At 72.3% G+C, this 11658-nt stretch carries 11 protein-coding genes; 4 read left to right on the forward strand and 7 right to left on the reverse strand.

Features of this window, described 5'->3' with window-relative positions; genetic code table 11:
• Window positions 1–200: 200 nt before the first annotated feature.
• The 5 genes from serA to ACRAKJ_RS35925 all read right to left on the reverse strand — a co-directional run bounded on the left by serA (window position 201) and on the right by ACRAKJ_RS35925 (window position 5722).
• The gene (gene serA, locus ACRAKJ_RS35905; RefSeq protein ID WP_438921838.1) at window positions 201–1790 is read right to left on the reverse strand and encodes a phosphoglycerate dehydrogenase; all 1590 of its coding nucleotides are present in this window, start codon (window positions 1788–1790) and stop codon (window positions 201–203) included.
• Between the two features lie 197 nt (window positions 1791–1987).
• On the reverse strand, window positions 1988–2257 hold the full coding sequence (locus tag ACRAKJ_RS35910) for a DUF397 domain-containing protein (RefSeq protein WP_438921837.1): 270 nt from the start codon (window positions 2255–2257) through the stop codon (window positions 1988–1990).
• 69 nt (window positions 2258–2326) lie between these two features.
• Window positions 2327–3340 (reverse strand): ketol-acid reductoisomerase, encoded by a 1014-nt coding sequence (gene ilvC / locus ACRAKJ_RS35915; RefSeq protein WP_438921836.1) that lies wholly within the window; start codon window positions 3338–3340, stop codon window positions 2327–2329.
• A gap of 35 nt (window positions 3341–3375) precedes the next feature.
• A complete protein-coding gene (gene ilvN, locus ACRAKJ_RS35920) occupies window positions 3376–3882 on the reverse strand; it encodes an acetolactate synthase small subunit (RefSeq protein ID WP_438921835.1) in 507 nt (168 codons plus the stop codon).
• Window position 3883: 1 nt separating this feature from the next.
• A complete protein-coding gene (locus tag ACRAKJ_RS35925; RefSeq protein ID WP_438921834.1) occupies window positions 3884–5722 on the reverse strand; it encodes an acetolactate synthase large subunit in 1839 nt (612 codons plus the stop codon).
• Window positions 5723–6007: 285 nt separating this feature from the next.
• Between ACRAKJ_RS35925 and ACRAKJ_RS35930 the strand changes: the two genes are divergently transcribed.
• From ACRAKJ_RS35930 to ilvD, 3 genes are all read left to right on the forward strand, one after another.
• The gene (locus tag ACRAKJ_RS35930; RefSeq protein WP_438921833.1) at window positions 6008–6541 is read left to right on the forward strand and encodes a PH domain-containing protein; all 534 of its coding nucleotides are present in this window, start codon (window positions 6008–6010) and stop codon (window positions 6539–6541) included.
• On the forward strand, window positions 6538–6981 hold the full coding sequence (locus ACRAKJ_RS35935) for a vitamin K epoxide reductase family protein (protein WP_438921832.1): 444 nt from the start codon (window positions 6538–6540) through the stop codon (window positions 6979–6981). The genes ACRAKJ_RS35930 and ACRAKJ_RS35935 overlap by 4 nt, the downstream gene beginning before the upstream one ends.
• A 96-nt stretch (window positions 6982–7077) precedes the next feature.
• A complete protein-coding gene (gene ilvD / locus ACRAKJ_RS35940) occupies window positions 7078–8922 on the forward strand; it encodes a dihydroxy-acid dehydratase (protein ID WP_438921831.1) in 1845 nt (614 codons plus the stop codon).
• Window positions 8923–9017: 95 nt separating this feature from the next.
• On the opposite strand, the gene ACRAKJ_RS35945 is transcribed toward ilvD, so the two are convergent.
• Both ACRAKJ_RS35945 and ACRAKJ_RS35950 read right to left on the reverse strand, forming a co-directional pair.
• Window positions 9018–9752, reverse strand: a complete 735-nt coding sequence (locus ACRAKJ_RS35945; RefSeq protein ID WP_438921830.1) for a DoxX family membrane protein — start codon at window positions 9750–9752, stop codon at window positions 9018–9020.
• Window positions 9753–9824: 72 nt separating this feature from the next.
• Window positions 9825–10739, reverse strand: coding sequence for a 2-hydroxyacid dehydrogenase (locus ACRAKJ_RS35950; RefSeq protein WP_438921829.1), 915 nt, complete (start codon window positions 10737–10739; stop codon window positions 9825–9827).
• A 45-nt stretch (window positions 10740–10784) separates the two neighbouring features.
• On the opposite strand from ACRAKJ_RS35950, the gene ACRAKJ_RS35955 reads away from it, so the two are divergent.
• Window positions 10785–11654, forward strand: a complete 870-nt coding sequence (locus ACRAKJ_RS35955) for an alpha/beta fold hydrolase (RefSeq protein ID WP_438921828.1) — start codon at window positions 10785–10787, stop codon at window positions 11652–11654.
• Window positions 11655–11658 lie beyond the last annotated feature (4 nt).

Genomic DNA, 11658 nt, shown 5'->3' on the forward strand with positions numbered 1-11658 from the left:
ACGGCACCGGGTCAACCTCGTGGGCAGCAACCTAACCGCTCGAAAGAGCCGAACAATTAGTCCGAACGAGTGACAACACCAACAGTTTTAACGACTAACGGTCAAATGTGACACCGCCGAGACCTGCGACGATATACACCAACAGGTCTCGGCGGCACTAGTCCGATTCAGCTATGGGTGCCCTCGGCGGGCGACCCCGTTCAGTCGAAGTTGACCGCGCGGGCGGTGCGGGCGCCCACGGACGCGCCGATCGGGGCCAGCACGGCGGTGTCCACCGGGCGGTCGACGCGCAGCAGCATGAACGCGTCCTGCCCGTCCTTGGTCTGGCTGATCTGCGCCGCCTCGACGTTCACGCCCGCCTCGCCCAGCAGGGTGCCGACGGTGCCCATCACGCCCGGCCGGTCCGGGTACTCCAGCAGCAGCACGTTGCCCTCGGCGCGCAGGTCGAAGCCGCGGCCGTTGATGCCGACCAGCTTCTGCACCTGGTCCAGGCCCGACAGCGTGCCCGACGCGGTGATGACCGCGCCGTCCGCCTGCACCGCGCGCACCGTGACCAGGCTGCGGTGCGCGGCGCTCTCCGGCTCCTTCACCAGGTCGACCGAGACGCCGAGCGAGTTGGCCAGCGCCGGGGCGTTGACGAAGGTGACCTGCTCCTCGACCACGCTGGAGAACACGCCGCGCAGCGCGGCCAGCGGCAGCACCGCGACGTCCTCGTTGGACAGCTCGCCGCGCACCTCGACGGTGACCGAGGTCGGGGCCTTCGCGCTCAGCGCGGCGACCACCGTGCCCAGCTTCTGCACCAGCGGCAGGTACGGGCGGACCTCCTCGCCGACCACGCCGCCGCCCTGCACGTTCACCGCGTCCGGCACGAAGTCGCCCGCCAGCGCCAGCAGCACCGACTTGGCCACGTCCGTGCCCGCGCGGTCCTGCGCCTCGGACGTGGACGCGCCCAGGTGCGGCGTGACGACCACGTTGGGGACGCCGAACAGCGGGTTGTCGGTGGTGGGCTCGCTGGAGAACACGTCCACGCCCGCGCCGCCGACCTGGCCCTCGCGGACCGCCTCGGCCAGCGCCTCCTCGTCGATGAGCCCGCCGCGCGCGGCGTTGACGATGATGACGCCGCGCTTGGCCTTGGCCAGCTGCTCGGCGCCGATCAGGCCCTTGGTCTCCGGGGTCTTCGGCAGGTGGATCGAGATGAAGTCGGAGCGCTCCAGCAGCTCCTCCAGCGACACCAGCTCGATGCCGAGCTGCGCGGCGCGGGCGGCGCTCACGTACGGGTCGTAGGCGATCAGCGTGGTGCCGAAGGCGGCGATGCGGGCCGCGAACAGCTGGCCGATCTTGCCGAGGCCGACGACGCCCACGGTCTTGCCGTTGACCTCGACGCCGTTGAACTTGCTGCGCTTCCACTCGTGGTCCTGGAGCGTGGCGTGCGCGGCGGGGATCTGGCGGGCGGTGGCGAGCAGCAGCGCGACGGCGTGCTCGGCGGCGCTGACGATGTTGGAGGTCGGCGCGTTCACCACCATGACGCCGCGCTCGGTGGCGGCGGGCACCTCGACGTTGTCCAGGCCCACGCCGGCGCGGGCGACGACCTTCAGCTTCGTGGTGGCCTTGAGGACCTCGGCGTCCACCTTGGTCGCGGAGCGGACCAGGAGGGCGTCGGCGTCGGCCACGGCCGCCAGCAGGGCGGGGCGGTCGGTGCCGTCGACGTGGCGCACCTCGATGTCTTCGCCGAAGACGTCGAGAACGGACGGTGCGAGCTTCTCGGCGATGAGGACAACGGGCTTGGTCACGGACGTCGCTCCCAGTGGTTCTGTTCGTGTGGGGAGCGCGGGGCCGTCGTGCAGGTAGTCACCCGCGCCGGCCGGCCACGGCAATGTGTCCGGTTTGTTAACGAGCTTAGTCGGCGACCGTTCACCGATTCACACCCGGGTACCGCGTTTCACCTGCTGGGACCCGGTACGCACGTCCTGCTTGGCGCCCGGCGGGGTCACCAGGGTTCGTCGAACTCGCCGTCCTTGACGCCGAGGATGAACGCCTCCCACTCGGCCGGCGTGAAGACCAGCACCGGACCCTCGGGGTGGGCGGAGTTGCGCATGGCCGTGTAGGTGATGCCGTCGGTGTGCTCGACGAACGCGATCTCGACGTGCTCCTCCTCGTCCTCGGCCCCCTCGTCGCTGCGGACCCACTCCGCGGCGGTGAGGTCGAGGTTGCCGCGGACGTGGGCCTTGTCGTCGTATATCGGCGCGCTGTCGGTCATGGGACCTAGGTATACCGGAGCCCGCGGCGTGCGTGAACACCGCGGGCTCCGGGGGTGGAACAGCAGGTACTAGGCGGTTTCGGTGATCGGGCGGTCGACCCACGACATGAGGCCGCGCAGCTTCTTCCCGACCTCCTCGATCGGGTGCTGTTCGCCCTCCTGCTGCAACTTCTTGTAGTTGCCGCGGCCGGCGTCGTCCTCGTTCACCCACTCGGTGGCGAAGGTGCCGTCCTGGATCTCGCCCAGGATCTTGCGCATCTCCTCCTTGACGGCCGGCGTCACCACGCGCGGGCCGCGGGTGAGGTCGCCGTACTCGGCGGTGTCGGAGATCGAGTAGCGCATCCGGGCGATGCCGCCCTCGTACATGAGGTCCACGATCAGCTTCAGCTCGTGGAGGCACTCGAAGTAGGCGACCTCGGGCGCGTAACCGGCCTCGGTCAGCACCTCGAAACCGGCCTGCACCAGCGCGGACGCGCCACCGCAGAGCACGGCCTGCTCACCGAACAGGTCGGTCTCGGTCTCCTCCTTGAACGTCGTCTTGATGACGCCCGCGCGGGTGCCGCCGATGCCCTTGGCGTAGGCCAGGGCCAGCGCCTGGGCGTTGCCGGTGGCGTCCTGCTCGATCGCGATCAGCGCGGGCACGCCCTTGCCGTCGACGAACTGGCGGCGCACCAGGTGCCCCGGGCCCTTGGGCGCGACCATGGCCACGTCCACGTTGGACGGCGCCTCGATCAGGCCGTAGCGGATGTTGAAGCCGTGGCCGAAGAACAGCGCGTCGCCGTCCTTGAGGTTGGGCGCGATGTCGTTGGCGTAGATGTGCCGCTGCGCGGTGTCCGGCGCCAGGACCATGATCAGGTCGGCCTCGGCCGCCGCCTCGGCGTTGCTCAGGACCCGCAGGCCCTCCTCCTCGGCCTTGGCCGCGGACTTCGAACCCTCGCGGAGGCCGATGCGCACGTCGACGCCGGAGTCGCGCAGGCTCAGCGCGTGGGCGTGGCCCTGGCTGCCGTAGCCGATGACCGCGACCTTGCGCCCCTGGATGACGCTCAGGTCGGCATCGTCGTCGTAGAAGATCTCGACGCTCACGTGTTGGTACTCCCTTTCGCAAAAGCGGGGTGGGTTCAGCGCACCGCGGTGGCGGTGATGGAGCGGGCGCCACGGCCGATGGCGACCATGCCGGACTGGACGATCTCGCGGAGCCCGTAGGGCTCCAGCATCCGCAGCAGCGCGTCGAGCTTCTCAGACGTGCCGGTGGCCTCGACGGTGACCGCCTCCGGGGAGACGTCGACGACCTTCGCGCGGAAGAGCTGCACCGTCTCCAGGACCTGGCTGCGCACCGTGGCGTCGGCACGCACCTTGACGAGCAGGAGCTGCCGCTGCACGGCGGCGGCGGGTTCCAGCTCGACGATCTTGATGACGTTGATGAGCTTGTTGAGCTGCTTGGTGACCTGCTCCAGCGGCAGCTCCTCGACGGAGACGACGATCGTCATCCGGGAGATGTCGGGGTGCTCGGTGCGGCCGACGGCGAGCGACTCGATGTTGAAGCCGCGCCGCGAGAACAGGCCCGCCACCCGGGCCAGGACACCGGGCTTGTCCTCGACCAGGACGCTGAGGGTGTGCCGGGTCATCTCACTCGTCCTCGTCGAACAGGGGGCGGATGCCCCGCGCGGCCATGATCTCGCTGTTGCCGGTGCCCGCCGCGACCATCGGCCACACCTGGGCGTCCTTGCCGACCACGAAGTCGATGACGACGGGGCGGTCGTTGATCTCCATGGCCTTCTCGATGACCGCGTCGACCTCCTCGCGGGACTCGGCGCGCAGCCCGGCGCAGCCCATGGCCTCGGCCAGCAGCTTGAAGTCGGGGATGCGGTGCTTGTGCGTGCCCAGGTCGGTGCTGGAGTAGCGCTCGCCGTAGAACAGGGTCTGCCACTGGCGGACCATGCCCAGGTTGCCGTTGTTGATGACGGCCACCTTGATCGGGATGCCCTCGATGGCGCAGGTGGCCAGCTCCTGGTTGGTCATCTGGAAGCAGCCGTCGCCGTCGATCGCCCACACCTGGACCTCCGGCACGCCCGCCTTCGCGCCCATCGCGGCCGGGACGGCGTAGCCCATCGTGCCGAGGCCGCCGGAGTTGATCCAGGTGCGCGGCGACTCGTACTTGACGAACTGCGCGGCCCACATCTGGTGCTGGCCGACGCCGGCCGTGAACACGGTGCCCGCCGGGGTCAGCGCGCCGATCCGCTCGACGACGTACTGCGGGGACAGCGTGCCGTCGTCCGGCCAGGTGTAGCCCAGCGGGAACGTGCGGCGGACCTCGTCCAGCGTCTCCCACCAGGGCGTCAGGTCGACGACCCGGGCGGTGTTCTCCTTCTCGGCGCGGACCGCGTCGATCAGCTCGGCGATGATCTCCTTGCAGTCGCCGACGATCGGGACGTCCGCGCGGCGGTTCTTGGAGATCTCGGCCGGGTCGATGTCGGCGTGCACGACCTGCGCGTCCGGCGCGAACGTGGACAGCTGACCGGTGACCCGGTCGTCGAACCGCGCGCCCAGGGCGATCAGCAGGTCGGACTTCTGCATCGCGGCGACCGCGGCGACCGTGCCGTGCATCCCGGGCATGCCCAGGTGCTGCCGGTGCGAGTCGGGGAACGCGCCGCGCGCCATCAGCGTGGTGACCACCGGGATGCCGGTGGACTCGGCCAGCTCCAGCAGCTCGGCCGACGCCTCGGCCTTGATGACGCCGCCGCCGGCGTACAGGACCGGGCGGCGGGCCGCGGCGATCAGCTTCGCGGCCTCGCGCACCTGCTTGCCGTGCGGCCGGGTCGTCGGCCGGTAGCCGGGCAGGCGCAGCTCCGGCGGCCAGGAGAACGACGTCATCTCCTGGAGCACGTCCTTGGGGATGTCCACCAGGACCGGGCCGGGTCGGCCGGTGGAGGCCAGGTGGAACGCCTCGGCCACGGCGCGCGGGATGTCCGCGGCATCGGTGACCAGGAAGTTGTGCTTGGTGATCGGCATCGTGATGCCGCAGATGTCCGCTTCCTGGAACGCGTCGGTGCCGATCAGCGGGCGGGACTGCTGGCCGGTGATGGCGACCACCGGGACGGAGTCCATGTTGGCGTCCGCGAGCGGGGTGACCAGGTTCGTGGCGCCGGGACCGGACGTGGCCATGCACACGCCGACCCGGCCGGTGGCCTGGGCGTAGCCGGTGGCTGCGTGGCCCGCGCCCTGTTCGTGGCGGACCAGGATGTGGCGCACCTTGGTGGAGTCGAGCAGCGGGTCGTACGCGGGCAGGATCGTGCCGCCGGGGATGCCGAAGACCACCTCGCAGCCCACCGCTTCGAGCGAGCGGACGAGGGACTGGGCACCGGTCACGCGGATGGGGGCACCGCTCGGCGGGGCCGGCTTCGGGCGCGGTCCAGGGCGGGGCGACGGCGGCTCACCGGGAGCCGGTCGCGAGGTTGCGCTGGTCATCTGTCTGCCTCGTGGTAAGGAGAATGCACGGTCCGGGCACGAAAAAACCCTCGCCAACCCAGACGGGTCGCACGAGGGTCGCGCGTCGACGCAAGCTCGAGTGCCTAGGCGTCGACGCGCCTGGGAAGTACGAGAACGAGGTTGCGCTGCATGGCGCTGACGTTAACCGTCAAGTGCGGGAAGCGTCAACTGTGCGGGACGGCACTCCCGGATGGTGGACGCCCCCACGTGCGTCGACCCGGGCCGGGGTCACCCGCCCGGACGACCGGTGGCACCATCGGTGGCGTGTCGAAGGTCGTGTTCCGCATCCCCACCCCCGCCCTGCTCGCCGCCGCGCTCACGGTGATCTGCGCCACCCCGATCGCCTGGGCGGCGCCCGGTCTCCAGGCGATCTACCTGCTGCCGGCGGCGTTCGCGGTGTGGGTCGTGCGCAACCGGACCACGGTGGACGGTGAGCGGATCGTGGCCCGGAGCACGTTCGGCGAGCGGGTCGTGCCGTGGTCCGGGGTCAAGGCCGTCAAGGTGGTCGAGCGCGGCTGGCTGAGCGCGGTGCTCACCGACGGTTCGCTGGTCCGGCTGCCCGCCGTCCGGGCGGGTCACCTGCCCGCGCTGGCCCTGGTCAGCGGCGGTCGCCTGCCGAACCCGGCCGCGGCGGAGGAGGGGCCGGCGACGGCGCCCGAGCCGACCGCGGTGGCGTCGAGCACGGGCCCCGGGGACCCGGCAAGCGCGCCGGGGGGTGCCGCTTCGGGTGGTCCCGACCCGGCCGCCGCCGCGCCTGACCGGGAGGCAACGCCGCCCTCCGTACAGTCCGACGGGTGAGTTCGAACACGCGGACCCTCGGCCGGGTGCCCGTCGTCAGCCTCGTGCTGTCCCTCGCGGGCCTGGCCGTCTCGACCTACCTGACCGTCGCGCACCACACCGCGGGCGCGCTGCTGTGCGCCGAGGGCGAGGTGGTCGACTGCGGCACGGTCACCACCAGCGAGCAGTCCGAGCTGCTGGGCGTCCCGGTCGCGGTGCTGGGCCTGGCGTTCTTCGCGTTCCTCACCGTCGTCTGCCTGCCGTTCGCGTGGCGCGTGGAGGCGCTGCACTGGGCACGCCTGGCGTCGGTCGCGGTCGGCGTGCTGTTCGTCGTCTACCTGGTGGCCGCCGAGTTCCTGCTGATCGGCAAGATCTGCCTGTGGTGCACCGCCGTGCACGTGATCACGCTCGCGCTGGCGGCCGTGCTGGTCACGGGCGCGTTGCGGCGGAGTAGCCTCTAGGCACCGCTCCCACCACCCCGGCGCCCCACCCCCGCGCCGTCGGCGCCTTTCGCGCGCCCCCGCGACCAGCACCTGAACCGCAGACATGGAGGAGCCGTGCCACCGCTCCGTTCCCGCACCACGACCCACGGCCGCAACGCCGCGGGCGCCCGCTCGCTGTGGCGGGCGACCGGCATGACCGACTCGGACTTCGGCAAGCCGATCGTGGCGATCGCCAACTCCTACACGCAGTTCGTGCCCGGTCACGTGCACCTGCGCGACCTCGGCGACATCGTGGCCGAGGCGATCCGCGAGGCGGGCGGCGTGGCGCGCGAGTTCCACACCATCGCCGTGGACGACGGCATCGCGATGGGCCACAGCGGCATGCTCTACTCGCTGCCCTCGCGCGAGATCATCGCCGACTCGGTCGAGTACATGGTCAACGCGCACCAGGCCGACGCGATCGTGTGCATCTCGAACTGCGACAAGATCACCCCGGGCATGCTGAACGCCGCGATGCGGCTCAACATCCCCGTGGTGTTCGTCTCGGGCGGGCCGATGGAGGCGGGCAAGGCGGTCGTGGTGGACGGCGTCGCCGTCGCGCCCACCGACCTGATCACCGCGATCTCCGCGTCGGCGTCCCCGGACGTGGACGACGCCGGGTTGGCCGAGGTCGAGCGGTCGGCGTGCCCGACGTGCGGCTCCTGCTCGGGCATGTTCACCGCGAACTCGATGAACTGCCTCACCGAGGCGCTGGGCCTCTCGCTGCCCGGCAACGGCTCGACGCTGGCCACGCACGCCGCGCGCCGCGAGCTGTTCGCCGAGGCCGGCCGCGTGGTCGTGGAGCTGTGCAAGCAGTACTACGAGCAGGACGACGAGTCGGTGCTGCCGCGGTCGATCGCGAACCGCAAGGCGTTCGAGAACGCCATGGCGCTCGACATGGCGATGGGCGGCTCCACGAACACCGTGCTGCACGTCCTCGCCGCCGCGCAGGAGGGCGAGGTCGACTTCACGCTCGCCGACATCGACGCGCTCAGCCGCCGCGTGCCGTGCCTGGCGAAGGTGTCGCCGAACTCGGACTACCACATGGAGGACGTCCACCGGGCCGGCGGCATCCCGGCCCTGCTGGGCGAGCTGTGGCGGGCCGGGCTGCTCAACGAGGACGTGCGCACCGTGCACAGCCCGGACCTGGCGTCCTGGCTGGGGGCGTGGGACGTCCGCGCCGAGTCGCCGTCCGAGAAGGCGGTCGAGCTGTTCCACGCGGCGCCCGGCGGCGTGCGCACCACGCAGGCGTTCTCCACCTCGAACCGCTGGTCGAAGCTCGACACGGACGCGGCGGGCGGCTGCATCCGCGACGTCGAGCACGCCTACACCAGGGACGGCGGCCTGGCCGTGCTGCACGGCAACCTGGCCGAGCGCGGCGCGGTGATCAAGGCGGCGGGCGTCGACGAGGACCTGTGGCGCTTCGAGGGCCCGGCGCGCGTCGTCGAGTCCCAGGAGGAGGCCGTCTCGGTCATCCTGAAGAAGGAGATCAAGGCGGGCGACGTGCTGGTGGTCCGCTACGAGGGCCCCGCGGGCGGGCCGGGCATGCAGGAGATGCTGCACCCGACCGCGTTCCTCAAGGGCGCGGGCCTGGGCAAGAAGTGCGCGCTGATCACCGACGGCCGGTTCTCCGGCGGCACGTCGGGGCTCTCGATCGGCCACGTCTCGCCGGAGGCGGCGGGCGGCGGCGCGATCGGCCTGGTCCAGGACGGCGACCGCATCCTGATCGACGTGCACGAGCGCCGGCTGGAGCTGCTGGTGGACGACGAGGTGCTGGCCGAGCGGCGCGCGAAGATGGAGGCGTCCGAGCGGCCGTGGCAGCCGGTGGACCGGGTGCGCCCGGTGACCTCGGCGCTGCGCGCCTACGCGCGGATGGCGACCGACGCGTCCACCGGCGCGGTGCGGGACGTGAACAGGTAGCACGTGCCGAGGACCGGCCGTCCCGCGTGGGGCGGCCGGTTTTCGCACGTCAGGGCGTTTCGTCGACGTGCACCGGGCCGTCGGTGGAACACCCGTCAGCGGAACACGTAGAGGGTCGCGGCCGTCGCGCCCACCGCCGGCACCAGGCAGATGAACCCGGCCAGGAGCGCGTGGCGGAACCAGCCCCGGTTGTAGTCGAGCGCCGCCCGGCCCGGCCCGGCGAACAGCAGGCCGAACGCCATCGCCGCGTACGCGACCTCCAGCTCCACGCCGTCCGGCGCCAGGAACCCGGCCCGGTACTTGAGCGCGACGACGTTCGCCATCACGCCCAGCACACCGGCCGCCGCCAGCGGCGTGAACAGGCCCAGGACCAGCAGGCCGCCGCCCGCCAGCTCGGTGACGCCGGTGACCCACGCCAGGATGCGCGGCTCGCGGAAGCCCGCCGCCTGGAGGTAGTTCGCGAACCCGTCGATGCCCGGCCCGCCGAACAGGCCGAACACCTTCTGCAACCCGTGCACGACGAACGCGCCGCCCAGCGCCAGGCGCAGCACGAGCAGGCCGAGGTCGGGACCGGCGCTCCAGCCGAACGGCCTGCGCTCGTCGTCCTCGTCCTCGTAGTGCGACGACGGCTCGTCGTCGAGCGTGGAGACCGGCGCGTACCCGGTGGAGTCGAAGCTCTGCGTGTCCCGGTCGTACGCCTGCGCGCCGAACGCCGTGGTGCCGTCGTCGTCGAAGTGGTGCACCCCGCCGCCGCCCGTGCCGCTCGTCGAGTAGAACCCGTCGTCGGAGTAGCCGCCCGAAGCCCTCGAGCGGTCGTCGTGAGTAGCCACGCACCCGCACGTTAGGAGGTTCGGACGACGACCGCGAGCGTCCGTCCAGCCCTCCCCGCACACCCGAACGGCCTAGTAGTCGCCCGTCACGAGGTTGACCGGCAGCTCCCCGCGGGCGTAGCGGGCCACCTCGGCCGCCACCACCGCGTACGCGCGCTCGGCGTGACCCGTGCAGCTGCCCGCCACGTGGGGGGTGAGGAACAGCCCGGGGGCCGTCCACAGCGGGTGGTCGGCGGGCAGCGGCTCGGGTTCGGTGACGTCCAGCGCCGCCCGCAGCCGCCCCGACTCCAGCTCCGCGAGCAGCGCGCCCGTGTCGACCACCGGGCCGCGCGCCGCGTTCAGCAGCACCGCCCCGTCCTTCATCCGGGCCAGGAACGCCGCGTCCACCAGGCCGGTGGTCGCCCCGGTCAGCGGCACCACGACCAGCACCGCGTCGAAGTCGCCCAGCAGCTCCGGCAGCTCGTCCACGCCGTGCACGCCGGGCCGCGCCGTGCGGGCGACCATCGTGGCGGTCGCGTCGAACGGCTCCAGCCGCCGCCGGAACTGCTCGCCCAGGTCGCCCGCGCCGACCACGAGCACCTTCTTGCCCTGCAACGTGTCCGTCACGCGGTAGTCCCAGCGGCGCTCGGCCCGGGCCCGCTCGAACACCGGGAAGTCGCGGTAGACCGCGAGCAGCGCGCCGATCGCCCACTCGGCCGTGCTGCCGCCGTGCGCGCCCCGGCACGTGGACAGCAGCACGCCGTCCGGCACCGCGCCGACGAACCGCTCCGCGCCCGCCGACATCAGCTGCACGTACTTCAGCGCGGGCAGCTGCGCGAACACCTCGCGCGGGTCGGTGCTCTGCAGGAAGCGCGGCACGATCACCTCGGCCTCGGCGGCCTCGGCGGGCAGCGGTCGCCCCGCCTCGTAGCGGACCGGGCGGACACCCTCCACCCCGGACAGCGCGCGAACACCGACTTCATCGGGGACCAGCACGATGACGCTCACGGCGTCGAACGTTACGGCAGGGCCCGGTGCGGCACACTGGCCGCCATGCGGGAGCACGACGTCCTCAGCGGGGACGGCACGCGGATCAGGCTGTGGCGCACCGGCGGGGACGGCCCGGACGTGCTCCTGTCCCCCGGTCTCGGCGCGGTGCCCGACGGCTGGCCGGAGCTGCCGTCCGCGCGCGTGCACAGCTGGTACCACCGGGGCACGCTGGGGTCCGACCGGCCCGCCGACCCGGCCCGCGTCGAGCTGGCCGACCACGTGGCCGACGCGCTGGCCGTCCTCGACGACGGCGGGGTCGAGCGGTGCGTGGTGATGGGCTGGTCGATGGGCGTGACCGTGGCCGCCGAACTGGCCCTGCGGCACCCGTCGCGGGTCAGCGGGCTGATGCTCGTCGCGGGCTCGCCCGGTGACGCCTTCGCGGGCGTCCTCGGCGTGCCCGGCGTGCCCCCGGAGGTGCGGCGGGTCCTCGGCGTGGCCGTCGCGAGCGCGTTGCGCGCCGCCGGGCCGCTGCTGGACGGCGTGCTGCACCGGCTGCCCGTGCCGAACCTGCCGCACCCGCTGGTCGCGACGCTGCGCCGGTTCCTGCGGCACGACTGGCGGTGGTACTTCACGCTGGCCCTGGCCCTCGGCCGCACGCCCCCGCTCGACCTGGCCGGCGTGACGTGCCCCACCACCGTGCTCGCCGGGCGGTACGACGTGCTGGCGCACCCGGCCGGCGTGGTCGACCCGGTCGCCGCGCTGCCGCAGGCCAGGGTGCGCGTGCTGCCCAACACCCACTTCCTGCCGCTGGAGGACCCGCGCGTGGTGCTCGACGAGCTGGAGCTGCTGCTCGACCGGGTGTCCGCCGTGGAGCGGGTGCTGCGCGACGACGTCGACGGGCCGCTCACCCCGCGTTCACGGCCGCGCGCCTAACCTG

Source organism: Saccharothrix sp. DSM 118769, assembly GCF_052936295.1.